The following is a 22,431-nucleotide window of genomic DNA, read 5'->3' on the forward strand; positions in this document are numbered from 1 at the left end:
CCTCAGAAGCGGTTGGGGTGGAAAAGCTGCGGTTCGGGCTCTTGCCCATGGTGATAGATCGGCCAGCCCAGATAGCGGACCACCGCCTCGTTCACGACATCGGCGTGATGGCCGCGCACCATGGCAACGTGATGCTCAAAACCGTTCTGCGTGACGAACCGCAACAGCCGGCGCAGGTCCTTCACGCGCGTAGTGGCAATGCCGCCGTCCATCGGGAAGGGGTGATCCGTGAACTCGCCCTCGCCCAGATAGCATTTCACCGTGCCGGCCCGGTCGTCGGTGGACAGCCGGAAGAACGTCATCGGCCCGGGCTTCACCTTGCCCTTCACCGCGCCAAAGCACTTCTCGCGCCCGATGGTCTCACCCAGCACATCCAGCTCGCCCACTTCCGGCGTGTCGCCGATGAAGCTCTTCGGATAGTTGCCGCAATGGGTGCAGACGCACAGGTCGGGCTCGTGCCCGTAGTTGTTGTTCCAGTCCAGGATCGCCGGCGGCGCGCCACTGGCCAGCGCCAGCGCATACATCGACAGCGCGCCCATGATGTCCACCTCGCAGGCCGAGGGCATCAGATCCTCGCCCATCATCGACATGGTCAGGCAGGTGGCGCAGCCGAAATTGTCCTGCAACGACCGCCAGCACTGGATGGCACTGGCGTCGCAGCCGTTCTCCTCGATCCAGCGGTTCACGGCCAGCGTCCAGCGCGCCTGCTTCTCGATCTGCGCCGGCTTGATATGGGCCGGGATACGGCCATAGCCCTTCACCTTCTCCAGCACCGCCAGCAGCGCCGGGTCATCGCCCTTGATCGCCCCCGCCGCGCCCATCATCTCGGACAAGTCCACGGTAACGACGGTGATCCCCGCCGCCTGCAACAGCTTTTCCGAATAGCGCATGGTCTGGAACGCCCCGGTGCGCGCCCCGATCGCGCCAAGCCGCGCACCGCGCAAGCCCCGCACCGTGCGGCACAGCCGCGCAAACCGCTCCAGATCCGCCCCGAACTCGTCCGAGGACACATCGCAGGTGTGGCTCGTCGTTTCGGTGAACGGCACGCCATATTGCCAGAAGTTGTTGGTCACGCTGATCTTGCCGCAGAAGGCGTCGCGCCGGTCGTGGACCGAGACCTTGTCCACCTCGTCATTGCTGGCCTGCAACAAGATCGGCACGTTCAGCCGCGCGCGGTTCACCAGTTCCGCCACCGCGATCTCGTCGCCAAAGTTCGGCAGGCAGATCACCAGCCCGTCGATCCGGTCGGCATGGGCCCGGAAATGCGCGGCATACAGGTCGGCGTCCGCGATGGACTGCACCGCGCCATTGGCCGTGGCCTCGAAGGGCAGCGTCACCACCTCGACCCCGATCCGCGCCAGCTGCGCCAGTGCCTCGTCGCGCGCCGCCTTGCAGGGCGCCGGGCTGAAGAAGGCCCGGCTGCCGATCACCAGCCCCAGAGTCACCTTCCTGCGGATTGTCAGCGCCATCTCCCCCTCCGGTCCTGCTGGCGTGGCGGTCAAGCCGCCTTTCGATTGCTTGCGTTTGATTTCGCTTCATACCTATTGCCACCCCTGACCACAAGGGCAGATTTCGTCATGCCTAGCAAAACAAGGGATTTCGCTGCAACGCCATTGCCGCGCCGCAGAATAATCCAATGGCAAAAGTCAATGATTGACAACAATCGCAATCACGCGGCAGACATGGCCGCAAGGATTCGCAGCCATTCCGACTGCGACCGAAAGGGAGGACGAAAATGAACCTGAAACGCCGCCTTCTGGTGTCGGCGATGGCTCTGGCCATGTCCGGCGCGCTGCCCTCGTTCGCTGCCGCCGCGGACACCATCGCCATCATCACGCCCAGCCACGACAACCCGTTCTTCAAGGCCGAAGCCGATGGCGCCGCCGCCAAGGCCAAGGAACTGGGCTACGAGACCATGATCCTCGTGCATGACGATGACGCCAACAAGCAGTCGGAACTGTTCGACAGCGCCATTGCCGCCGGCGTGAAGGCCATCATCCTCGACAACGCCGGCGCCGACGCCTCGGTCGCCGCCGTGCAGAAGGCCAAGGATGCCGGCATCCCCTCCTTCCTGATCGACCGCGAGATCACCGCAACCGGCGTCGCCGCCGCGCAGATCGTGTCCAACAACTACCAGGGCGCACAGCTTGGCGCCGAGGAATTCGTGAAGCTCATGGGCGAAGCCGGCGAATATGCCGAGCTTCTGGGCAAGGAATCCGACACCAACGCCGGCATCCGCTCCAAGGGCTACCACGACGTCATCGACCAGTATCCCGACATGAAGATGGTCGCCCAGCAGACCGCCAACTGGTCGCAGACCGAAGCCTACACCGTGATGGAATCGATCCTGCAGGCCAATCCCGGCATCAAGGGCGTGATCTCGGGCAACGACACCATGGCCATGGGCGCATGGGCCGCTCTGGAAGCCGCGGGCCGCACCGACGTGATCGTGGTGGGCTTCGACGGCTCGAACGACGTGCGCGACTCGATCCTGAAGGGCGGCATCAAGGCCACCGTGCTGCAACCCGCCTACCAGCAGGCCCAGCTGGCCGTGGAACAAGCCGACAAGTTCATCAAGACGGGCTCCACCGGGGTCGAGGAAAAGCAGCTGATGGACTGCGTCCTGATCAACGGCGACAACGCGGCCAAGCTCGAAACCTTCGCCCTGTCGAACTGACGGCCCGAACGGCCTGCCGGCGCGCCCCGCTCCCGGGCGCGCCGGCCCCATTTGCCAGAGACCGAACCCCATGCGCGCCCAGACCCTCGCGGCCCTTCTCCTCGCGGTCCTGCCGGTTTCCGCCTGCAAGATCGTTCCCACCGAAAAGGCCCAGACCACCGAAGCCGCCAATGCCACCGAGGCCGGCGACGACGCGCGCATCGCGGCGCTGCTCGACAAGACCTATGACGCGGACCTCCTGCCGCTGATCCGTGACAAGGCCGTGCCGCTACCGGACCTGCGCGCCGCCGTGGCCGCCGGCCTCGATGCCGCCGGCTCCGCCCAGGGCAACCGCGGCGCGGGCGAAGGCGCCGCCTGGTCCTTCCCGGTCAAGGGCCAGGGCACGGTGATCGCGGCCAACCTGCAAAGCCGCGCCCGCAAGGCCGAACTGGATACCGATGGCGACGGCAAGGCCGATGTCACGCTCCAGCTTGGCCCGGTCATCAAGGGCACCAGCCTGCGCGACGTGGCGCCCTTCTACGATTTCAACGACTTCCGCGACCAGATCGAGTTTGCCAAGCTCGCCCGCGCCATCAACGACCGCACAACGGCGGCGCTCGTCGTTCCCGAGGGCGACCTGACCGGCAAGACGCTCGCCTTCTCTGGCGCCGTCTCGATGAAGGCCGCAACCGACCCCTGGCTCGTCACCGTCGTCACGCTGGAGCCCGCACCATGACCGATGCGCCCATCGGCCTGACCATCCGCGGCGGGGTGAAGGTCTATCCCGGCACCCGGGCGCTGAAGGGCGTGGATTTCGACCTGCGCATGGGCGCGGTCAACGTTCTGGTGGGCGAGAACGGGGCCGGAAAATCCACGCTGATGAAGGTGATCGCCGGGGTCGAACCGCTCACCGAAGGCCGGATCGAGATGGACAGCCGAGAGGTGCAGTTCCGCACCAAGTCCGATGCGGTCAAGGCCGGCATCGGCATCGTGTTCCAGGAGCTGAACCTCTTTCCGAACCTCACGGTGGCGGAGAACATCTTCATCGGCCGCGAACCCGTGCGCGGCGGCATCGACATCGACGCCACCGCACAGCGCGAGGCCGCGCGCGCCCTGATGCAGCGGCTGGAACAGCCGATCGACCCGGACACACCGCTTGGCGAACTTCGCGTCGGCCAGCAGCAGATCGTCGAAATCGCCAAGGCGCTTGCCCAGGACGCCAGGATCCTCATCCTGGACGAGCCCACCAGCGCCCTCTCCGCCGCCGAGGTCGAGGTGCTGTTCCGCGTGATCCGCGACCTGAAATCCCAGGGCGTCGGCATCGTCTACATCAGTCACCGCCTCGAAGAGCTGATCCGCATCGGCGACCACATCACCGTGCTGCGCGACGGCATCATCACCGGCGCGCGCCCGATGGAGGGCGTGGACCTGCCCTGGATCGTGCGCGCCATGATCGGCGATGCCTCCAAGGACTACCCCCGCGCCGAAGATCACCAGCTTGGCCCCGAGGTGTTCCGCGCCGAAGACATCACCCTGCCCCGCATGGGCGGCGGCTTCACCGTGGACCACGTCTCGCTCTCGGTCCGCGCGGGCGAGATCGTGGGGCTCTACGGTCTCATGGGCGCGGGCCGCACCGAATTTCTCGAATGCATCATGGCCCAGCATCCCCATGCCAGGGGCCGCTTCTTCGTTGAAGGCCGCGCGCTGACCGAACCCGATGTCGCCGGCCGCATTGCCCGCGGCATCGCACTCATCCCCGAAGACCGCAAACGCGACGGCCTCGTGCAGATCATGGCGATCCGCGAAAACCTCACGCTCTCCGCCCTGAAGCGCTTCACCCGCCTCTTCCACCTGGACCTGAAGGCCGAGGCCGCGACGGCGATGGATTTCGTCCGCCGCCTTACCATCAAGATCGCCAGCCCCGAAAACCCGGTGTCGTCGCTCTCGGGCGGCAACCAGCAGAAGGTGGTCATCGGCAAGGCGCTGATGACCGGGCCGAAGATCCTTCTGATGGACGAACCCTCGCGCGGCATCGACATCGGCGCCAAGGCCGAGGTGTTCCGCACCATGCGCCGCCTGGCCACCGAAGGCCTCGCCATCCTGTTCGTCACCTCCGACCTCGACGAGGTGCGCGCCCTCTCGGACCGCATCCTGGTGATGTCGGAAGGCCGTCTCACCGCAGACCTGCCCCGCGGCGCCGATGCCGCCGCGGTCGTCGCCGCCGCCTCTCCCCGCTCGACCAAGGACAAAGCCGCATGACCGCGATTCCCGCCGCCGCCCCGCACCGCACGCCGCTGGTCCTGCACCTCCTGCGGCTGCGTACCTTCGTGGCCCTCATCCTCGTGCTTGGCTTCTTCTCCTTCGCCGCGCCCAATTTCCTGACAGCCGCCAACGCGGTCATCGTCTCCAAGCATGTCGCGCTGAACGCCTTCCTCGCCATCGGCATGACCTTCGTCATCATCACCGGCGGCATCGACCTGTCCGTCGGCTCCATCGTCGGCCTCTGCGGCATGGTCGCGGGCTGGCTGGTGCTGAACGGAGTGGACACCGGACTTGGCTGGACCATCTGGTTCAACACCTTCGAAATCTCGCTGATCGTGGGGCTGGTGGGCATCGGCGTCGGCCTCATCAACGGCCTCCTCATCACCCGCCTGAACGTCGCGCCCTTCATAGCCACGCTCGGCACGCTCTATGTCGCGCGCGGCGCAGCCCTCCTCTCCTCGGGCGGGCGCACCTTCCCCAACCTGTCGGGCAATGCCGAATACGGCACCGCCTCCTTTCCCTGGATCGGCACCGGCACCCTCCTCGGCCTGCCGGTCATGGTGTGGCTTCTGGTCCTCGTCGGCCTCGCCGCCGCCTATATCGCCCGCCGCACCCCCCTCGGTCGGCACATCTATGCCGTGGGCGGCAACGAACGCGGCGCCGCGCTCTCGGGCGTCAAGGTCAACCGGGTCAAGCTCTTCGTCTACATGTTCTCGGGCTTCTGCGCCGCCCTCGTCGGGCTCATCATCGCCAGCCAGCTCCAGGCCGCCCACCCCGCCACCGGCGAGACCTTCGAGCTGAACGCCATCGCGGCCGCCGTCCTCGGCGGCACCTCGATGTCGGGCGGGCGCGGCCGCATCGGCGGCACCATCGTCGGCGCCTTCGTCATCGGCATCCTGTCCGACGGCCTCATCATGATGGGCGTCTCCAGCTTCTGGCAGACCGTCATCAAGGGCGTCGTCATCATCGTGGCCGTGGTCATCGACCAGGCGCAAAGCCGGCTTCAGGCCCGCGTGGCCCTCGCGCAAGAGGCCGCCACGCGCTGAGCCCTAGAGCTGAGCCCTTGAGCTCAGCCCTTGACCGGGCCCGCCCCGGCAGCGCATCCCTTGAGGCCAAAGCACCAGCGAGGCGACGGTGAACCAAAAGGCAGCACGGCCGCAGGGCGAGCAGATGGTGGGGCTTCTCTCCGAACCCCGCCGCCGCCGCATCCTCGACTGGATCCAGGAAGAAGGCGCGGCCCGCGTCCGCGACCTCGCCGCCGCCTTCCAGGTCTCCGAGGCCACAATCCGACAGGATCTCGAACGCCTGGAACAGGACGGCGCCATCACGCGCGAACATGGCGGGGCCTTCCTCAATTCCGTGCCCACCCAGGTCGGCACCATGACGCTGCACCATCAGGAAAACATGGACCGCAAGCGCCGCATCGGCGCCCTGGCCGCCTCCCTGGTCGAAGACGGCGAAACCATCATCCTCGACGCCGGCACGACGACGACCGAAATCGCCACCCGCCTCACCGCGCGGCGCAACCTCACCGTCATCACCAATGCGCTGAACATCGCCGTCATCCTCGGCGCCGTGCCCGGCAATGCCGTCCACATGCCCGGCGGCCAGTTCAAGGCGCCCACGCTCTCGCTCTCGGGCGACAAGGCGGCCGAATACTTCCGCTCGATCTTCGCCGGAAAGCTCTTCCTCGCCACCGCCGGGGTCGCGCTCGACGCCGGCCTCACCTATCCCAGCTTCGCCGACCTCCAGCTGAAAGAGGCGATGATCAAGGCCGCCTCCCGCGTCTATCTCGTGGCCGACAGCACCAAGATCGGCAAATCCTCCTTCACCCGGCTCGGCTCGCTGGAACTGATCCACGCCTTCATCACCGATGACGGCATTGCCGACGCCGATGCCAAGGCCTTCCAAAGCCGCGGGATCGAGATGCTCATCGCCGGCTGAACCAACACGGCCCGAAACGGAAAGGCCTCCCGGGCGGATGTCAACCATCCGCCCGGGAGGCCAAACTCTTGAAATCATTACGCCTGAACACGCGTCCGGGCCGGACGCCTCAGCTCGCCGGCGCGACCAGCACCGCCATCAGCTCCATCGGGTTCTTGCCCGATCCGGTGGCCACATCGACCAGCGCCTCATCCGGCCCGGTGACGGTGAAGCCCGCCGCGGTCAGCCGCGCCGTCAGGTCCTCCGCCGTGGTCCCCAGAACCGGCGCGACATCCGCCAGGGGCCGCGCGATCACGGCCTGCGCCAGCGCAAAGGGCGGCGGCCCGCCTGCGGTTGCCCCGGTCTCGCCCGAGGGGATGAAGAACAGCGCCGAAGACACCAGCGTCACCGCCAGCGCAATGATCATCGGTGCCCGCTTGAAGTAGGCCAGCATCGGTCGCCAGTTCTTCCACAGGTGCAGCACGAAGGGCAGGATCAGCACGAGGCTCAGGATCTCGTGCATCTCGCGAAAGGCCGCAGGCCCGACATGAACATACAGCGCCACCCCCGTGACCAGCGAAACCAGAAAGAACCCCGTGATGAACGGGGTCGCATATCGTTGCAGAGCCTGAGCCATGATGATCTTCCGTGAACCGGCGGGCTCCCATCGCCCGCTCTTGCCCGGTCCAACGTCGCGTGCCGCCGGTTCCGTCGTAGCCACGGCAGGAAATCTTCACCGCCCCGATGGTCTGCGTCAGGAAGACGCACCCCGGAGCCGCAGGTCAGCCCTCACCCCTCCAGCCGCGCGCGATAGGCACCGGGCGAAAGGCCCGTCACCCGCGCGAACACCCGGCCGAAATAGGCCGGGTCCTCGAAGCCAAGGGCAAAACCCACCTCCTGCACCTGCATCCGGGTATAGGCCAACAGGCGGCAGGCCTCGCGCAGCCGCACGCCTTCCAGGTAGGCATGGGCCGACAAGCCCGTCGCCGCCCGGCAGAGCCGCCGCAGATGCCGCTCGGAAAGGCCAAGCTCGCGGGCAAAGTCCACCAGCTGCCAGCCCGACGCCAGTTCCCGCCGGATCAGCGCCTCGAACCGTGCCATCCGCGGGTCCGCCACCTCGGGCGCCGCCTCGGGCGCACCGATGGCCTCCGCTACCGCGCAGCCCAGGTCCAGCGCCGCCGCCCGCAACCGCAGTCGGCGAAAGGCCCCCTGCCCCTCATGCGCGGCGGCAATCGCCGCGAATCCCGCCGCCACACCCTCTGGCACCGGCCCCGCCCAGGCCCGTGCCAGCGCCGCGGCCGTCTCGGCCTCCGGCCCGAACAGTTCGGGGAAATCCGCCGCCGGCAGCGTCATCACAAAGCCCTCGGTCCCGGCGGCAAAGGCGAAGCCATGCACCACGCCCCGCGGCAGGTTGACCAGCACCGGCGGCACCAGCTCATGCGCCACCCCGTCAAAACTCAGCCGTCCCCCGCCCCCGGTCAGCAGAAAGACCTGATGCAGATGCAGGTGCCGGTGCGGCGCAATCCGCCAGTCCAGCCCCGCCGCCCGGTCCACGATCCGCTCGATATGCAGAAGGTCCGGAAAGGGGCTGTCCTCGCCATACAGGTTCCATGAAGGGATGGGCGATTGGCTCATGGCCGGAAAATGCCAGAACTTCCCCGCTTCGTCCATTCGTCCGACCGGCGCGGCAAGGCAGGATGCCCCGACGAACAGGGAGGATACCATGCGCACCCAGGTGGCGATCATCGGCGGCGGTCCGTCCGGGCTGCTGCTCAGCCAGCTTCTGAACCGGGCGGGCATTGCCACCGTCGTGCTGGAACGCAAGTCGCGCGACTATGTCCTGTCGCGCATCCGCGCGGGCGTGCTGGAATGGGGCCTGGTGGGCCTCCTGCGTGAGGCCGGGGCCGCCGCAAGGATGGATGCCGAAGGCCATCCCCATGACGGCACCAACATCGCCGACCACGGCCGGATGCAGCGCATCGACTTCAAGGCGCTGATCGGCAAGCAGGTCATGGTCTATGGCCAGACCGAGATCACCTGCGATCTCTACGACGCGCAGGATGCCATCGGCGCCACCGTGCTGAACGAGGCAGAGGATGTCGCGCTTCACGACGTGACCAGCTCTGCGCCCTATGTCACCTTCACCCATCAGGGCGTGCCGCAGCGGCTTGACTGCGACGTGATCGCCGGCTGCGACGGCTTCCACGGTGTCAGCCGCCCCACCATCCCGGCCGAGGTCCGAAAGACCTTCGAAAAGGTCTATCCCTTTGGCTGGCTTGGCATCCTCTCCCGCACCCCGCCGGTCTCGGACGAGCTGATCTATGCCCGCAGTGAACGCGGCTTCGCGCTCGCCTCCATGCGCAACCCGATGCTGTCGCGCTACTATGTCCAGGTTCCCCTGACCGACCAGGTGGAGGATTGGTCCGACGACGCCTTCTGGGCCGAGTTCAGGGCGCGGATGCCCGCCGAGGTCGCCGCCCGCCTTGTCACCGGCCCCTCGATCGAGAAATCCATCGCGCCGCTGCGCTCCTTCGTGTCCGAACCCATGCGGTGGGGCCGGCTCTTCCTCTGCGGCGATGCCAGCCACATCGTGCCGCCCACCGGCGCCAAGGGCCTGAACCTTGCCGCCTCGGATGTGCATTACCTGTTCGAGGCGCTGACAGCCTTCTTCCGTCGCGGCGACGAGACGGCGCTCGACCACTACTCAAGCCGCGCCCTTGCCCGCATCTGGCAGGCGATGCGCTTTTCCTGGCAGATGACGATGCTCCTGCACAACTTCCCCGACCAGACCGACTGGGATCACCGGATGCAGGGGGCCGAGCTTGACCAGCTTTTCACCAATCCCGCCGCACAGCGCCTGATGGCCGAGAATTACACGGGTCTGCCCTACTGACTTGGGCCGGCAGAAGCCCCGGCTCAGGGCCGGGGCAAGGACACTGCCGCAGCGAAGGCCCGCGCCTCGGCAGGCGCCTGACCGACTCCCCCGGCCTCCATCGCCGCCAGGTCCAGCCCTGCCCAGTCCCGTGCCGCCAACCGCCGCAGGTCGGTGCCCTGCGCCAGCGCCTCGCCCACCAGCGCCTTCACCTTCGCCTCCGCCTCGGGCCGGGGCATCCTCCCGGCCAGCGCAAAGGTCAGCGCCTCGGCCCAGATCGTGCCGGAATCGTGCTCCAGCCCCCGCGCCATCGCCGCCGCATCGGGCCGCAGCCGCCCCGCCAGATCGCCCGCCAGCGCCAGCGCCCGCCCGGTCGAGATGCAAAGCTGCGGCAGGGTCAGCCATTCGGTGAACCAGGCCGCCCCGTCGCGCTGCTGCCGATGCGCCCCCGCCCCGGTCATCAGCCCGGCCAGCGCCATCACCTGCCGCGACAGCGCCACCAGCGCCGAAGGCCCGACCGGGTTCTGCTTCTGCGGCATGGTGGACGACCCGCCCGCGCCCTCGATCCGGACTTCGGAAATCCCGGTCTGGGTCAACAGGAGCAGGTCCTCACCCATCTTGGCCAGTGTCGCCGCCAATCCCGCCATCCACCCGGCCAGCGCCGCCATGCCATCGCGTTCGCCATGCCAGCCCGCACCGGGGTCGGCCAGCCCCAGAGCCTCGGCCAGCCCGGCCCGCACCTCCGGCCCCCGCCCGCCCATCGCCGCCAGCGTCCCCGCCGCGCCCGACAGCGACACCTGCAGCACATCCGCCCGCACCGCCTCCAGCCTTGTGCGATGCCGCAGCAGGGGCCGCCCCCACCCGGCCACCACCGCGCCAAAGGTCGTGGGCACCGCCCCCTGCCCATAGGTCCGCGCCGCCATCGCCAGATCGGCATGCGTCTCCGCCAATACCCCCAGCACGGCCACCAGCGCGTCCAGCCGCGCCGCCCAGATCTCCAGCACCCGCCGCAACCGCAGCGCCAGCGCCGTGTCCACGATGTCCTGCGAGGTCGCGCCCCAATGCAACCAGCGCATCATCTCGGGCGCCCCCGCCTCCTTGCGGAAGGCGGCCAGCAGCCCCGGCACCGGCACCCCGTTGCGCGCCGTCTCGGCCGCCAGCGCCGCAGGGTCCACCTGCACCTCGCGCGAGGCCCGGTCGATATAGGCCCCCGCCTCTGCCGGGATCAGCCCCAGCTCGCCCTGCACCCGCGCCAGCGCCCCCTCGACCAACAGCATCGCCCGCACTTCGGCGGCGTCGGTGAACAGCCGCGCCACCTCGGCATCGCCGAACAGGCCGCCATAGATCGCACTGTCCGCCACCGCCCCCGGCATCAGGCGCCCCCGGGCACCCGGCCCGCCACCCTGGCCCGGACAGCCGGCCCCGGACAGGACCGGCCAGGCCGCACATCGACGCGAAGGAGGCAGTCGGGAAGCATCATGAACCCTCAGATGTCGATGAACACGGTCTCGCCCTCGCCCTGAAGGCGGATATCGAACCGATACTGTCCCGGCGCCTCGGCCTTCGCAATCAACGTCGCCACCCGCTGCCGCTGCTCGATCGACCGCAGCACGGGGTCAGTGTCATGCAGACCCGCATCCTCGGGGAAATACATCCGCGTGGCGAGGCCAACATTGATCCCCCGCGCCACCAGCCACAACGTCAGGTGCGGCGCCTGCACGCCCCCCGCCTTCATCGGCACCGCGCCGGGCCGGATGGTCTCGAAGGCCCATTCCCCGGTCTCGAACTCGGTGATCACCCGTCCCCAGCCCCGGAAGCCCGGCGCGCACTCAGCCACACGCGGGTCCTCGGGATGGGGATAGATGCCGTTGGCATCGGCCTGCCAGACCTCGATCAGCACATCCTTCACCGGAGCGCCCGTGCCGTCGCGCACCACGCCCGAAACCCGGATCCGCTCGCCCGGCACGCCCGGCGCGGCAATCACCTGCCCCAACTCCTGCTCGAACAGCCTGAACCCTGCCGCCCCCGGCGCCAGCCCGATGTGAACATAGGGCCCGGCGGTCTGCGACGGCGTCTCTTTCAGATAGTTCAACGGTTGAACCATGCTCCGCCCCCCTTTTTTCGCATGTTCGAACCGGAAAACCGGTCCCCACTTTTCCTGAACATGCTCAGTTCCCCTCCAGCCGGTTCTCGAACAGCGTGGACCGCCGCCCCCGCAGCACGATGTCGAACTTGTAGGCCAGGCAATCCATCGGCACCGCCGTGTTCATGTCCAATGGCGCAATCAGCCGCTGCACCGCCTCGGGGTCAGGAATCGTCTGCACGATCGGGCATTTCGCGATCAGCGGGTCACCCTCGAAATACATCTGGGTGATCAGCCGCTGGCTGAACGATGTGCCAAAGACCGAGACATGAATATGCGCGGGCCGCCACGAGTTCACATAGTTCAGCCAGGGGTAAGGACCCGGCTTGATGGTGCGGAAGTAATAGTATCCGTCGTCATCCGTCAGCGCGCGCCCGCAGCCGCCGAAATTCGGGTCCAGCGCGCCCAGATACACGTCCTTCTTGTGCCGGTAGCGCCCGCTGGCATTGGCCTGCCAGATCTCCACCAGGGTGCGCGGCACCGGGCGGCCGTTCTCGTCCAGCACCCGGCCATGCACGATGATCCGCTCTCCCACCGGCAGGCCGCCGTGGCCGAAATTCACGATCAGGTCGTTGTCGTTCGGCCCCAGGTCGTTGTGCCCGAAGGTCGGCCCGGTGATCTCGCTCATCGTCTGCCGCAGGGTCAGCAGCGCCTGACCGGGCGAGCGCGGAACCGATGTCTTGTAAACCGGCGCATAGGCCGGCGGATGCATCCGCCGGTCGCGCTCGTAGAACTCGGCAGGTTTCATGGGCTTCCTCCCTCGGCCTTCATCTCGGCAAAGACCTCTTTCGCAATCCTGATGGCATGGTTGGCGCGCGGCACCCCGGCATAGATCGCCACATGCAGCAGCGCCTCCATCACATCCGTTTCACTCGCGCCGGTGTTGCGCGTGGCGCGGATGTGCATGGCCAGTTCATGGTCATTGCCCAGGCCCGCCAGCAGCGCGATGGTCAGCATCGACCGTTCGCGCAAGGAAATCGTGTCGCGCGCCCAGACATGGCCCCAGGCCGCATCGGTGATGAGCCGCTGGAACGGCGCATCGAACCCGGTCTTGGCCGCCTCGGCCCGGTCCACATGAGCATCGCCCAGCACCTTTCGCCGCCGCGCCATGCCCCGTTCGGTCACGCTCATGCCAGCCCCTCCACAAAGCCGCCAATCAGCGCGGCCGTGCGGTCCGGGTTGTCGATGGCCGGAATATGCCCCGATCCCTCGATCACCTCGACCCGCGCCCCGGGAATCGCCGCCGCCGTCGCCCGGACCAGATCAACCGGGGTGGACAGGTCCGCCGACCCGCCGATCAGCTGCACGGGGCAGGCAATCCTCGGGCTCTCCGCCGTCAGGTCAGCCGCCGCCAGCACCCGGCAGGTGCCGATGTAGCCCTGTGCATCGCCTCGGGCCAGCATCGTGACCCAGGGCAGCACCTCGTCGGTCGCCCGGAACGGCGCCGCGAACCAGCGTTCAATCACCTGCGGCGCCAGCCCTGCCATGCCCAGGATGCGAACCCCCTCGATCCGCGCCGCCCAGCTTTCCGCCGTCCCCACCTTCATCGCGGTGTTGGAAAGCACCAGCCCGCGCACGCGGTCGGGATGACGCGCGCCCAGCATCTGCCCGATCATGCCCCCGATGGAACAGCCCGCCACCACGGCCCGCCCTATCCCCAGATGGTCCATCAGCGCCACCGCATCCGCCGCCAGATCGGCCAGCGACCAGTCACCCGAAGGCGTGGCCGAAAGCCCGTGGCCGGGCTTGTCCAGCCCCACCGCGCGGACGCCCGGCAGCCGGTCCACCACTGCATCCCACATGCGCAGGTCAGTTCCCAGCGAGTTCAGGAAGACCACCGGCACGCCGTCCTGCGGCCCCCGGACACGAAAATTCATATGCCCCCAGGGGCGCATCAGAACAGGCATCGAAGTTCCTCCCCTACGCAGATTGCCATAAACGCAAACCTCGATAAAATAGAATATCCGCCACGTTCCATAATCCAGAAATTATGCATCCCGCCATCAAGCTGCGCCACATCCGCTTGTTCCTTGCCGTGGCCGATCTTGGCAGCCTCACCGCCGCCGGTCGCGCGGAAGGTATCTCGCAGCCTGCCGTCTCCGCCTCGCTGGCGGAACTGGAAACCCTGCTCGGTGCGCCCCTCCTCACCCGGCAGGGCCGCCGCATCGCGCTGACGCCCCAGGGCGACGGCTTCCGCCGCCATGCGCGCGAGGCGCTCGCCGCGCTGGAGGCCGCCGCACGGGCAACCCTGCCTGAAGCCGGTCCGCAGCGCCTGTCGGTCGGGCTCCTGCCCACGGTCTCCACCCGTTTCTTCCCCGAAGTCGTGGGCCGCTTCCTCGCCACCCGGCCGGGCGTCACCCTCTCCATCGAGACCGGCGCCCACCCTGACCTGTTGCGCAAGCTGAAGGACCGCCGCATCGACCTGATGATCGGGCGGATGCCGCAGGCCGCCGAACTGCCGGGCCTCGATTTCGAGTTTCTCTATGAAGAGCCCGTTGTCGCCGCCGTCCGAAGCGGCCACCCCGGCGCCGACCTGCCGATCATCACCGCGCTGCGCGACCATCCCGTGGTGCTGCCCACCCGCGACGCCATCATCCGCAAGACGGTGGACGACTACCTTGCCCAGCATGGCCTTGCCACGCTGGTGCCGGCGGTGGAAACCTCGACCCTCGCGCTTGGCCGCGGCCTCCTGATGGCCACCGATGCGATCTGGTTCATCAGCCAGGGCGTGATCGAGGCCGAGCTTCACGCAGGAACCGTCCGCACCCTGCCGCTTGGCGCGGCTTACCTCTCTGGCGCCGTGGGAATGACCCGCCCCGCCGGCCTGAGCCCGCCCGACAGCCTGGCCCGCCTGATGCAGCTGATCCGCGACGCCGCCGAGGCGCGCCGCAGCGGGGCCTGAAGGCCAATTGTTAAGTCCAAGTTAATGCGGTCGCGCAAGCCCTTGATTCAAAAGGGCCGGACAAAGCGTCCGAGCTCGGACGCTATCGCCGCCGGGCCACGACCGCCAGCGAAGGCACCGTCCCCGCCTCACCCGGCATCGAGACGTAAGGCAGGGTCTCCTCCACCACCTCCACACCCGGATGCCCCTTCAGAGCCGCCTCGAATCCCCCCGTCCAGACCGTGGTCTTGACGGTCAGCACCAGCGGCCCGCCCCGCCGGGTGATGCGGATCAGCTCGGGCAACCCCTCCGGCCCCACATGCCCCGTGGTGAAGACCCCGGTGCAGATCACCGCGGCAAAGGCATGGTCGGCAAAGGGCAAGGCCCCGCCCAGGGCCAGCCGGTGCAGCGCCGCATAGGACCCCCGGGCGCGGGCCTTCGCCAGCATCCCTTCCGAAAGATCCAGCCCCTCGACCGGGGCAAAGCCCAGGATGCCCAGCCAGTCCCCCAGCACCCCCGTGCCGCAGCCCGCATCCAGCACCGGCCCCGTCCCCCGCGCCGCGTGCCGCGCCAGCAAGGCCAGCCCCACCGTCGGGTGCCGGTACCCCGCCCGCGCCATCTCGTCGTCATAGCTCGCCGACCAGCTGTCATACAAAGCCGCGATCTGGTCCGGCGTGCCCGCGTCATAGACCGCGCCCAGATGCCCCTCGTGCCTGCCGTCGCCCATATCCGCCCCCGCTTCCCTGCGGCCAAACCTTGCGGCAGGATGCCGCCCAAGGCAACCGGAGACGAACCATGCAGGACGACATCCCCGCCATCGCCCGCACCATCCCGGCGCTTGCCGGCTGGAGCGGCACAGCCGAACGGCTCGGGGGCCTGACCAACCGCGTCTACCGCCTGGGCGACGCCATCCTCCGCATCCCCGGCGAAGGCACCGCCGAATACATCGACCGCAAGAACGAGGCCGAGGCCGCCCGCGCCGCCGCAGCCGCCGGGGTCAGCCCCGACCTGCTGCACGCCGACCCGGCGACCGGCCTCATGGTCACCCGCTTCCTGCCCGGCACCACCACCATGTCGCCCGAGGCCTTCCGCACGCGGCCCGGCTCCCCCGCCCGCGCCGCCCGCGCCCTGCGGCGGCTGCACCTCTCGGGCCAGATACTCCCGGCCCGGTTCGAGCTCTTCGCCATGATCGACGACTACCTCCGCCTCCTGTCGGGCAAGGAGGTGGCCCTGCCCGAAGGCTACCACGCCGTCGTGTCCGAGGCAGGGATCGTCCGCGCCGCGCTGGCCCGCGCGCCTGCCTCCCTCGTTCCCTGCCACTGCGACCCCCTGTGCGAGAACTTCCTCGACACCGGCGAGTCGATGTGGATCGTGGACTGGGAATATTCGGGCATGAACGACCCGATGTGGGATCTGGGCGACTTGTCCGTCGAGGCCGGCTTCGGCGCCGCGCAGGACGAGGAAATGTTGACCGCATACCACGACGGCCCCGCCCCGGCCGAGGCCCGCGCCCGCATGGTGATCTACAAGGCCATGTGCGACCTGTTGTGGACGCTGTGGGGCCTGATCCAGCTGGCCAACGGCAACCCCGCCGACGATTTCCGCGCCTATGCCGATGGACGGTTCGCCCGCTGCCGCGCGCTGATGGCAACGCCGGAATTCGCCGCCCATGTCGCGCTACTGGCGCGCGCCTGACCCGGAGCCGCCATGTCCTTCCAGAAAGCCTCCGACCTGCTGCGCCTCGCCGAAATGGCCTCGGCCCGCCACTTCGGTATCGGCCTGCAGGAAATCACCGAAGAATTCGGCTGCGACCACCGCACCGCGCAGCGCATGACCCGCGCGCTTGAGGACTGCTTTCCCAATGTCGAGACCCTGACCGACGAGCAGCGCCGCAAGTACTGGCGGCTGAAGGGCGGCGACGCGCAGCTTCTGAAGGTTCAGGGCATCCGCGACAGCGAGCTTGCCGCGCTGGAACTCGCCATCCGCCGGGCCGAACGCGACGGCGTCCAGACAGAGGTGGCCGCGCTGCAAAGCCTGCGTGACCGGCTGCTCGCCACCATGCCGCGCCCCCATGCCCGCCGCGCCGAGGCCGATGCCGAAACGGTGCTCGAAGCCTATGGCTTCGCCTCGCGCCCCGGCCCGCACGTGAAGGCCGATCCCGTCGTCATCGCAACGGTGGCCGAGGCGCTGAAGGGCTCTCATCCCCTGGTCATCACCTATGCCGGCGGCAGCGACCCCGGACGCGAACGGGTGCTGGAACCCCACGGCCTGCTGATCGGCACGCGGCGGTATCTGGTGGCGCGCGAACGCGGCGGCAACGGGCGGCTCCAGCACTTCCGGCTGGACCGCATCCGTTCGGCCCGGATCGAGGCGCAGGCCTTTTCGCGCGATCCCGATTTCAATCTTGAAGACCACGCCGCCCGCGCCTTCGGCAGCTATCACGACGATGCCGAGCATGGCGAGGTGATCTGGCGCTTCCGCCCCGAGGCCGCGCCGGTGGCGCGCGAGTTCCAGTTCCACCCCCGGCAAGAGGTGACCGAGGAAGCCGACGGCGCCCTGACCGTGCGCTTCCACGCTTCGGGCCAGCTGGAGATGGCCTGGCACCTGTATCTCTGGGGCGACAAGGTCGAAGTTCTGGCGCCTGACCGCCTGCGCGATCTGGTTCAGGGCTTCCAGCGGGGCGACTTCCCCGCCCTGCCCTGACCGTCAGCTCGCATCCAGCCGCGCCCGCTCTGCCGCCCAGTCCGGGTCAAGAAAGGGCGCGGGCGCTCCGCTCAGGGCTGCTTCGACCAGCAGATCAAGCCGTTGGCGCGCGGCGGCATGGGACATGAACCGCCCCGCCAGCCGCCGCCCGGCCTCGCCCAGCCTTTCGGCCAGCGCCGGATCGCGGCGCAACCGCTGCACCGCATCCGCCAGCGCGGCATCGTCGCCCAGGGGCACGACCAGCCCGTTCACCCCGTCCAGCACATAGTCGGCAATCTGCGGCGCGGCCGATACGACCAGCGGTCGCCCTAAATGCATGGCTGACACCAGCGTGATATGCCCCGCCCCGCGTGAGGCATCCAGAAGCGCCACCACGTTCACTTCGGCCGCCGCCATGGCCGAAATGCAGTCTGCCATCGGGATGTCGAACCGCGCCGTCACGCCCGGCGCAGGGTCGGCGGGCAAGCCGGCATAGGCGGGGGCCACGATCAGGCCGCTCAGCCCCAAGCCGGTCGCAAGCCGCAGGAAGGCCGCCCAGTCGCGGTTGTTCCGGCCCACCATGCACAGTTCAACGGGCGCGACCGGGGCACCGGGCGCGGGAAGGTCATAGCCCCAATGCGCAAAGGCAAAGCGATCCGCCGGAATGCCATGCAGCGCGCTGAACTGCCCGGCCTCGGCCACCGAATGCACGACAACCAGCCGCAGCCGCCGGAAGATGCGGTCGATCAGCCCGTCCAGCGGGCGAAAGCCAAAGTGCAGAAGCCGCCGCGACTGGTTCATCGCCACCGAGACCAGCACCACCCCGGACCGCATCCCGAACCACAGGCAGGCGAAGAAGGTGCAGTAATATTCGCCCGCAATCACAACCTGGGGCCGGCGCCGCAGCGCCAGCCGCGCGACGAACAGAAGCCCCGATAACAGGTTCCGCGTGTTGACCATGTAGCCTTCGACACGCAGCCCGCGCCTCTCAAGCGCCGGCAGGGTGAAGGCATCCTCGGGCAGTGCGGCGTTGCGGTCTCCCGCGTTCAGGCAGATCGCCAGCTTTTCGGCCATGTCCGCCCTCCGCCCGGTTGCCTGCACCCTGCCGAAGCCCCGGCGCAGGTGCAAGCCCGCCGCGCTCAGACCGCCACGGCCTGCGGCAGCACCCAGGGCCCGAACGAAGGCACGGCATTGGCGCGCAGCCGGCAACCATAGGTCGCCTCCAGCACCTCGTCGCGCAGCACATCGGCCGGCGCGCCCTCAGCCAGCACGCGGCCCCCGGCCATCAGCACCAGACGGTCGGCGAACATCGCGGTCAGGTTCAGGTCATGCATCACTGCCACCACGCCGCCGCCCGCATCGGCAAAGGCCCGCGCGCGCCGCATCACCTGCAACTGGTGCGCGATGTCCAGCGCCGCCACCGGCTCGTCCAGGAACAGCCAGCGCGGGCCGGACGGCCCCACCGGCTCCCAGACCTGCGCCAGCGCGCGGGCCAGATGGCCCCGGCTCTGCTCGCCGCCCGAAAGCTCGGGCAGCGGGCGATGCGCCTTGTCGGCAAGGTCCACCGCGGCCAGCGCCGCCTCGACCACGCCGCCTTGCCCGGCGGCCTCGCCCGCCTCGTGCCCCATGGCGACGATCTCGCGCAGCGTGAAGGGAAAGGCCACCTGCACCGCCTGCGGCAGCACCGCGCGCAGCCCGGCCAGCCGGCCCGGCGCCGTGCGTGCCACGTCCAGCCCGTTCAGACGTGCCCGGCCGGGCAGCGGCGCCTCGCCCGTCAGCACTCGCATCAGCGAGGTCTTGCCCGATCCGTTCGGCCCGGCAATGGCCGTCACATCACCCGCCCGCGCAAAGAAATCCACGCCGCGCAACACCTCGGCCCGGCCCAGGCGCAGGGTGATGCCCTTGGCCTCCAGCATCAGATCGCCCCTGTCCCGGCCCGGCGCAGCAGGATCCACAGGAAGACCGGCGCCCCAAGAACCGCCGTCACCACGCCGATGGGCAGTTCCGCGGGCGCCACGATGCCCCGCGCCACGATATCCGCCGCCGCCAGAAGCGCCCCGCCCAGAAGCGCCGCACGCGGCAAAAGCATCCGGTGACCGGGGCCGGACGCCAGGCGCAACAGATGCGGCACCACGATGCCCACAAAGGCGATGCCGCCCGACAGCGCCACCGCCGCCCCGGCCGCCGCCGCAGTGGCCAGGATCGCCAGCCGCTTCGTCCGCTCCACCGGCACGCCCATGTGCTGCGCCGCCGCCTCGCCAAGCGCCAGCGCATCCAGCCCGCGCCCAAGCCGCGGCGCCAGCGCCAGCACCGCCAGGATCAGGGGCGCCGCCGCGGCCAGCTTCACCCAGCTTGCCCCGGCGAGCGAGCCCATCGACCAGAAGGTCAGGTCGCGCAGCTGCGTGTCGTCGGCCAGAAAGACCAGCACCCCCGTCGCCGCACCAGCAAGCGCGCCGATGGCGATCCCGGCCAGCAAAAGCGTCGCGACCGAGGTGCGCCCGGCCCGTGTGGCAATGCGCGCAAGAAGCATCGTCACTGCCCAGCCCCCGGCAAAGGCTGCCATCGGCACCAGCGCCGGGCCGGCCCAGGCGCCCAGGGACCCGCCCAGCACGATGGTCAGCACCGCACCCAGCCCCGCCCCGGCGCCCACGCCCACCAGCCCCGGATCGGCCAGCGGATTGCGGAACAGCCCCTGCATGAGCCCGCCCGCCACCGCAAGCGCCGCGCCCACCAGCAACCCCATCGCCAGCCGCGGCAGGCGGATGTCCCACAGGATCACCGCGTCGCGCCGGTCCAGCGCCTCGATCCCCGCCAGCGCCGGCAGCACCCGCGACAGCGGCACCCCCGCCGCGCCGCTGCCCAGCGACAGGACCGACACGCCCGCCACCAGCGCCACCAGCGCCAGCGTCAGCCCGTCCGGCCGCAACCAGGGACCACGCAGCGCATCGGGCAGCACCGGCACATCGGCCATCTCAGCCGGCCTTCGGATACAGCGCGTCGTGCAGCTTTTCTGCCGCTTCCGGGGTGCGCGGACCAAAGCCCAGAAGCAGCAGCCCGTCCATCCGCAGGATGCGACCGTCCCGCGCCGCGGGCGTCTCTGCCAGCGCGGGCAGCGCCAGCACATCGGCGTCCGAAATCGCCATGCTGCCCTCACGGTCCATCATCAGGATCACATCGGGCGCCGCGGCGATCACCGCCTCGTCCGTGACCTGCGCATAGCCCTTCACGCCCTCCAGCGCATTCACTCCGCCCGCCAGCGCGATGATGCTGGCGGCCGAGCTTCCCTCGCCCGCCGCCATGATCCGTCCGCCCTGCAGCGACAGCACGAACAGCACCCGCTTCGGCGCCGTCACCGCCGCCGCCCGCGCCTCTGCCGCCTCCAGCCCCGCGCCCACCTTGTCGGCCAGCGCCGCGCCTTCTGCCTCCAGGTCCAGCGCCGCAGCCACCGCCTCGATCTTGTCCAGGATGCCCGCGTGATCGGTCGCGCCCGGCATGGCCACATAGGGCACACCCGCCGCCTTCAGCGCCTCCACCGCCTCGGGCGGGCCGGCATCCGCCTCGGCCAGCACCAGATCCGGCCCCAGCCCCAGCACACCTTCCGCCGAAAGGGCGCGCAGATAGCCCACATCGGGCAGATCCATCACCTCCGGCGGCCAGGTCGAGGTGGAATCGCGCCCGACCAGCCGGTCGCCCGCGCCAAGCGCCACCACGATCTCGGTCACCGACCCGCCAAGCGACACCACGCGGCTTCCGCCATCGGCCAGCGCCACGTCAAAGACCGGCAGCGTCCAAAGCGCCAGCGCCAGACCCAGGTGCAGCCGACCACAAGTCAGGCGGATCATGCCGGCACCTCCTCGCGGCGCGGCAGGCTGGCCGCCAGCGCCTCCCAGGCACTGGAATCCCCGTCCTTGCGCCAGCCGAAGATCTGCAGGATCAGCTCGCCCGCCGCGTCGAAAGCCTCCACGCTGACCGCCGGGCCGGTGCGGGTGGGCTTCGTCACCCAGAACACCTCGGCCACCTTGTCGGCCCGCAGATGCAGGTTGAACCGCGCATCCATCACGTTGATCCAGGGCCCCATCGGCACGATCTTCTCGACCGGGCCGGAGTGAATCTGGATGCACCCCCGGTTGCCCACGAAGATCATCACCGGCACCGCCGCCGCCGAAGCGCCGTTCAGAAGCGCCGTTACCGCATCCCGCGCCAGCGGCCGCGCATGGGCCTCGCCCACCATGCGATAGGCCCCAAGACGGTTCATCCCCAACCGCTTCACCAGAGCCAGGAACTGGTGTGTGTCGGTCATGCGGTCCCAGGCCTCGCGCAGGTCGCCCGCTCTCGCGGTGTCGCCCTTCGCCGGCTCCACCGCTGCCCGCGCCCCGACCGTCACCGCCGCGCCCTGGTCCGCGAGCCGCAGCTCAGCCACGAGCCGGTCGAAGGCCGCCACGTCGCTTTCGGGCTTCAGGTGAACCTTGTGCACCGCGTCGCCCGCCGCATCGAACACCTGCAGGCTGCGCTTCACGCCCTCGTCCCCCGCATCCTCGACCGCGAAGGCATGGACCCAGTGCGAAGGGAAGATTCGCAAGTCGATCTCGTGCCCCAGCACCATCGAGGCGTGGTGCCCACCCCGGTAATCCAGATAGGTCCCGCGCCGTTCATGCACGCAATGCTCGTTGCGCGTCAGCGCCATCACGTCGCCAAGCGCCTCCAGCCCCGCCACCAGCCGGTCCGGGTCGGCCGAAATCCGGGTCACGCCGCGCCCGGCATGGGCCGCCACCAGCTCGGCCTCGGAAATACCAAGGCTCTCGGCCAGGTCACGCGCCCGCAGGCGGGGTTTGTCGGCGCGCGCGGCGCGGATGGCTTCGGCAGTCAGGGTTCCGCTCATGCGGCACGGTCCTTTCACAATCGGGTGCAAGGCGCGTGTCTGGCAAGCCGCCCTCATCGGGGGCCGAACGCTGGCGGCGCGATCGACAGTCAGTCCGGGCCACGCCCGGAACCTGCCGACATCTTCGGCCAAA

Annotated in this window: 23 protein-coding genes; 9 read left to right on the top strand and 14 right to left on the bottom strand. The window is 69.2% G+C overall.

Features of this window, described 5'->3' with window-relative positions:
* Window positions 1-2: 2 nt before the first annotated feature.
* Complete coding sequence (locus tag JO391_RS10790) at window positions 3-1,469, bottom strand: L-fucose/L-arabinose isomerase family protein (protein ID WP_220660499.1); 1,467 nt, start codon at window positions 1,467-1,469, stop codon at window positions 3-5.
* Between the two features lie 266 nt (window positions 1,470-1,735).
* Here JO391_RS10790 and JO391_RS10795 point away from each other — a divergent pair, with 266 nt between their 5' ends.
* The 5 genes from JO391_RS10795 to JO391_RS10815 all read left to right on the top strand — a co-directional run bounded on the left by JO391_RS10795 (window position 1,736) and on the right by JO391_RS10815 (window position 6,862).
* Entirely contained in the window at window positions 1,736-2,677 is a 942-nt protein-coding gene (locus tag JO391_RS10795) for a D-ribose ABC transporter substrate-binding protein (RefSeq protein WP_220660500.1), read from the top strand.
* A gap of 70 nt (window positions 2,678-2,747) precedes the next feature.
* On the top strand, window positions 2,748-3,392 hold the full coding sequence (locus JO391_RS10800; RefSeq protein ID WP_220660501.1) for a DUF2291 family protein: 645 nt from the start codon (window positions 2,748-2,750) through the stop codon (window positions 3,390-3,392).
* The gene (locus JO391_RS10805) at window positions 3,389-4,915 is read left to right on the top strand and encodes a sugar ABC transporter ATP-binding protein (RefSeq protein WP_220660502.1); all 1,527 of its coding nucleotides are present in this window, start codon (window positions 3,389-3,391) and stop codon (window positions 4,913-4,915) included. The genes JO391_RS10800 and JO391_RS10805 overlap by 4 nt, the downstream gene beginning before the upstream one ends.
* Window positions 4,912-5,964 (top strand): ABC transporter permease, encoded by a 1,053-nt coding sequence (locus tag JO391_RS10810; RefSeq protein ID WP_220660503.1) that lies wholly within the window; start codon window positions 4,912-4,914, stop codon window positions 5,962-5,964. The genes JO391_RS10805 and JO391_RS10810 overlap by 4 nt, the downstream gene beginning before the upstream one ends.
* Before the next feature lie 88 nt (window positions 5,965-6,052).
* Window positions 6,053-6,862 (top strand): DeoR/GlpR family DNA-binding transcription regulator, encoded by an 810-nt coding sequence (locus JO391_RS10815; protein ID WP_259444672.1) that lies wholly within the window; start codon window positions 6,053-6,055, stop codon window positions 6,860-6,862.
* Window positions 6,863-6,971: 109 nt separating this feature from the next.
* On the opposite strand, the gene JO391_RS10820 is transcribed toward JO391_RS10815, so the two are convergent.
* Together JO391_RS10820 and JO391_RS10825 are read right to left on the bottom strand one after the other, a co-directional pair.
* Window positions 6,972-7,478, bottom strand: a complete 507-nt coding sequence (locus tag JO391_RS10820) for a DUF4405 domain-containing protein (RefSeq protein ID WP_220660504.1) — start codon at window positions 7,476-7,478, stop codon at window positions 6,972-6,974.
* Between the two features lie 152 nt (window positions 7,479-7,630).
* Window positions 7,631-8,587, bottom strand: coding sequence for a helix-turn-helix domain-containing protein (locus JO391_RS10825; protein ID WP_220660505.1), 957 nt, complete (start codon window positions 8,585-8,587; stop codon window positions 7,631-7,633).
* Here JO391_RS10825 and pobA point away from each other — a divergent pair.
* The gene (pobA, locus tag JO391_RS10830) at window positions 8,565-9,734 is read left to right on the top strand and encodes a 4-hydroxybenzoate 3-monooxygenase (RefSeq protein WP_220660506.1); all 1,170 of its coding nucleotides are present in this window, start codon (window positions 8,565-8,567) and stop codon (window positions 9,732-9,734) included. The genes JO391_RS10825 and pobA overlap by 23 nt on opposite strands.
* A 23-nt stretch (window positions 9,735-9,757) precedes the next feature.
* Here pobA and JO391_RS10835 read toward each other — a convergent pair whose 3' ends face one another.
* The 5 genes from JO391_RS10835 to pcaD form a co-directional block, all read right to left on the bottom strand.
* On the bottom strand, window positions 9,758-11,086 hold the full coding sequence (locus JO391_RS10835) for a class-II fumarase/aspartase family protein (RefSeq protein WP_220660507.1): 1,329 nt from the start codon (window positions 11,084-11,086) through the stop codon (window positions 9,758-9,760).
* A gap of 113 nt (window positions 11,087-11,199) precedes the next feature.
* Complete coding sequence (gene pcaG / locus JO391_RS10840) at window positions 11,200-11,817, bottom strand: protocatechuate 3,4-dioxygenase subunit alpha (protein WP_220660508.1); 618 nt, start codon at window positions 11,815-11,817, stop codon at window positions 11,200-11,202.
* Window positions 11,818-11,881: 64 nt separating this feature from the next.
* Window positions 11,882-12,604: a protocatechuate 3,4-dioxygenase subunit beta gene (pcaH, locus tag JO391_RS10845; RefSeq protein WP_220660509.1), complete on the bottom strand. Its 723-nt coding sequence runs from the start codon at window positions 12,602-12,604 to the stop codon at window positions 11,882-11,884.
* A complete protein-coding gene (gene pcaC, locus JO391_RS10850) occupies window positions 12,601-12,987 on the bottom strand; it encodes a 4-carboxymuconolactone decarboxylase (protein WP_220660510.1) in 387 nt (128 codons plus the stop codon). Before pcaC ends, pcaH begins: the two co-directional genes overlap by 4 nt.
* A complete protein-coding gene (gene pcaD / locus JO391_RS10855; protein WP_220660511.1) occupies window positions 12,984-13,763 on the bottom strand; it encodes a 3-oxoadipate enol-lactonase in 780 nt (259 codons plus the stop codon). The genes pcaC and pcaD overlap by 4 nt, the downstream gene beginning before the upstream one ends.
* 83 nt (window positions 13,764-13,846) lie before the next feature.
* Between pcaD and JO391_RS10860 the strand changes: the two genes are divergently transcribed.
* Window positions 13,847-14,758, top strand: coding sequence for a LysR substrate-binding domain-containing protein (locus JO391_RS10860; protein WP_220660512.1), 912 nt, complete (start codon window positions 13,847-13,849; stop codon window positions 14,756-14,758).
* 82 nt (window positions 14,759-14,840) lie between these two features.
* Here JO391_RS10860 and JO391_RS10865 read toward each other — a convergent pair whose 3' ends face one another.
* Window positions 14,841-15,464 carry a class I SAM-dependent DNA methyltransferase gene (locus tag JO391_RS10865; RefSeq protein ID WP_220660513.1) on the bottom strand — a complete coding sequence of 208 codons (624 nt, stop codon included), beginning with the start codon at window positions 15,462-15,464 and terminating at the stop codon, window positions 14,841-14,843.
* 68 nt (window positions 15,465-15,532) lie between these two features.
* Between JO391_RS10865 and JO391_RS10870 the strand changes: the two genes are divergently transcribed.
* Window positions 15,533-16,432, top strand: a complete 900-nt coding sequence (locus tag JO391_RS10870; RefSeq protein WP_220660514.1) for a choline/ethanolamine kinase family protein — start codon at window positions 15,533-15,535, stop codon at window positions 16,430-16,432.
* A 12-nt stretch (window positions 16,433-16,444) separates the two neighbouring features.
* Window positions 16,445-17,440, top strand: a complete 996-nt coding sequence (locus JO391_RS10875; protein ID WP_220660515.1) for a helix-turn-helix transcriptional regulator — start codon at window positions 16,445-16,447, stop codon at window positions 17,438-17,440.
* A 3-nt stretch (window positions 17,441-17,443) separates the two neighbouring features.
* Here the strand turns inward: JO391_RS10875 and JO391_RS10880 are convergent, their stop codons facing one another.
* The 5 genes from JO391_RS10880 to JO391_RS10900 form a co-directional block, all read right to left on the bottom strand.
* Window positions 17,444-18,493, bottom strand: a complete 1,050-nt coding sequence (locus tag JO391_RS10880; RefSeq protein ID WP_220660516.1) for a glycosyltransferase — start codon at window positions 18,491-18,493, stop codon at window positions 17,444-17,446.
* A 65-nt stretch (window positions 18,494-18,558) separates the two neighbouring features.
* Window positions 18,559-19,335, bottom strand: coding sequence for a heme ABC transporter ATP-binding protein (locus JO391_RS10885; RefSeq protein ID WP_220660517.1), 777 nt, complete (start codon window positions 19,333-19,335; stop codon window positions 18,559-18,561).
* Window positions 19,335-20,390, bottom strand: a complete 1,056-nt coding sequence (locus JO391_RS10890) for a FecCD family ABC transporter permease (protein WP_220660518.1) — start codon at window positions 20,388-20,390, stop codon at window positions 19,335-19,337. The genes JO391_RS10885 and JO391_RS10890 overlap by 1 nt, the downstream gene beginning before the upstream one ends.
* A 1-nt stretch (window position 20,391) precedes the next feature.
* On the bottom strand, window positions 20,392-21,261 hold the full coding sequence (locus JO391_RS10895) for a heme/hemin ABC transporter substrate-binding protein (protein WP_220660519.1): 870 nt from the start codon (window positions 21,259-21,261) through the stop codon (window positions 20,392-20,394).
* Window positions 21,258-22,298, bottom strand: coding sequence for a hemin-degrading factor (locus tag JO391_RS10900; RefSeq protein WP_220660520.1), 1,041 nt, complete (start codon window positions 22,296-22,298; stop codon window positions 21,258-21,260). The genes JO391_RS10895 and JO391_RS10900 overlap by 4 nt, the downstream gene beginning before the upstream one ends.
* Window positions 22,299-22,431 lie beyond the last annotated feature (133 nt).

Origin of the sequence: Neotabrizicola shimadae, assembly GCF_019623905.1 — a bacterium.
GTDB lineage: Bacteria > Pseudomonadota > Alphaproteobacteria > Rhodobacterales > Rhodobacteraceae > Neotabrizicola > Neotabrizicola shimadae.

Excerpts from the sequence above, each read along its gene's own strand:
- JO391_RS10790 (WP_220660499.1), bottom strand. The coding sequence starts at position 1,469 with ATGGCGCTGACAATCCGCAGGAAGGTGACTCTGGGGCTGGTGATCGGC.
- JO391_RS10795 (WP_220660500.1), top strand. The coding sequence starts at position 1,736 with ATGAACCTGAAACGCCGCCTTCTGGTGTCGGCGATGGCTCTGGCCATG.
- JO391_RS10800 (WP_220660501.1), top strand. The coding sequence starts at position 2,748 with ATGCGCGCCCAGACCCTCGCGGCCCTTCTCCTCGCGGTCCTGCCGGTT.
- JO391_RS10805 (WP_220660502.1), top strand. The coding sequence starts at position 3,389 with ATGACCGATGCGCCCATCGGCCTGACCATCCGCGGCGGGGTGAAGGTC.
- JO391_RS10810 (WP_220660503.1), top strand. The coding sequence starts at position 4,912 with ATGACCGCGATTCCCGCCGCCGCCCCGCACCGCACGCCGCTGGTCCTG.
- JO391_RS10820 (WP_220660504.1), bottom strand. The coding sequence starts at position 7,478 with ATGGCTCAGGCTCTGCAACGATATGCGACCCCGTTCATCACGGGGTTC.
- pobA (WP_220660506.1), top strand. The coding sequence starts at position 8,565 with ATGCGCACCCAGGTGGCGATCATCGGCGGCGGTCCGTCCGGGCTGCTG.
- JO391_RS10825 (WP_220660505.1), bottom strand. The coding sequence starts at position 8,587 with ATGATCGCCACCTGGGTGCGCATGGTATCCTCCCTGTTCGTCGGGGCA.
- JO391_RS10835 (WP_220660507.1), bottom strand. The coding sequence starts at position 11,086 with ATGCCGGGGGCGGTGGCGGACAGTGCGATCTATGGCGGCCTGTTCGGC.
- pcaG (WP_220660508.1), bottom strand. The coding sequence starts at position 11,817 with ATGGTTCAACCGTTGAACTATCTGAAAGAGACGCCGTCGCAGACCGCC.
- pcaH (WP_220660509.1), bottom strand. The coding sequence starts at position 12,604 with ATGAAACCTGCCGAGTTCTACGAGCGCGACCGGCGGATGCATCCGCCG.
- pcaC (WP_220660510.1), bottom strand. The coding sequence starts at position 12,987 with ATGAGCGTGACCGAACGGGGCATGGCGCGGCGGCGAAAGGTGCTGGGC.
- pcaD (WP_220660511.1), bottom strand. The coding sequence starts at position 13,763 with ATGCCTGTTCTGATGCGCCCCTGGGGGCATATGAATTTTCGTGTCCGG.
- JO391_RS10860 (WP_220660512.1), top strand. The coding sequence starts at position 13,847 with ATGCATCCCGCCATCAAGCTGCGCCACATCCGCTTGTTCCTTGCCGTG.
- JO391_RS10865 (WP_220660513.1), bottom strand. The coding sequence starts at position 15,464 with ATGGGCGACGGCAGGCACGAGGGGCATCTGGGCGCGGTCTATGACGCG.
- JO391_RS10870 (WP_220660514.1), top strand. The coding sequence starts at position 15,533 with ATGCAGGACGACATCCCCGCCATCGCCCGCACCATCCCGGCGCTTGCC.
- JO391_RS10875 (WP_220660515.1), top strand. The coding sequence starts at position 16,445 with ATGTCCTTCCAGAAAGCCTCCGACCTGCTGCGCCTCGCCGAAATGGCC.
- JO391_RS10880 (WP_220660516.1), bottom strand. The coding sequence starts at position 18,493 with ATGGCCGAAAAGCTGGCGATCTGCCTGAACGCGGGAGACCGCAACGCC.
- JO391_RS10885 (WP_220660517.1), bottom strand. The coding sequence starts at position 19,335 with ATGCTGGAGGCCAAGGGCATCACCCTGCGCCTGGGCCGGGCCGAGGTG.
- JO391_RS10890 (WP_220660518.1), bottom strand. The coding sequence starts at position 20,390 with ATGGCCGATGTGCCGGTGCTGCCCGATGCGCTGCGTGGTCCCTGGTTG.
- JO391_RS10895 (WP_220660519.1), bottom strand. The coding sequence starts at position 21,261 with ATGATCCGCCTGACTTGTGGTCGGCTGCACCTGGGTCTGGCGCTGGCG.
- JO391_RS10900 (WP_220660520.1), bottom strand. The coding sequence starts at position 22,298 with ATGAGCGGAACCCTGACTGCCGAAGCCATCCGCGCCGCGCGCGCCGAC.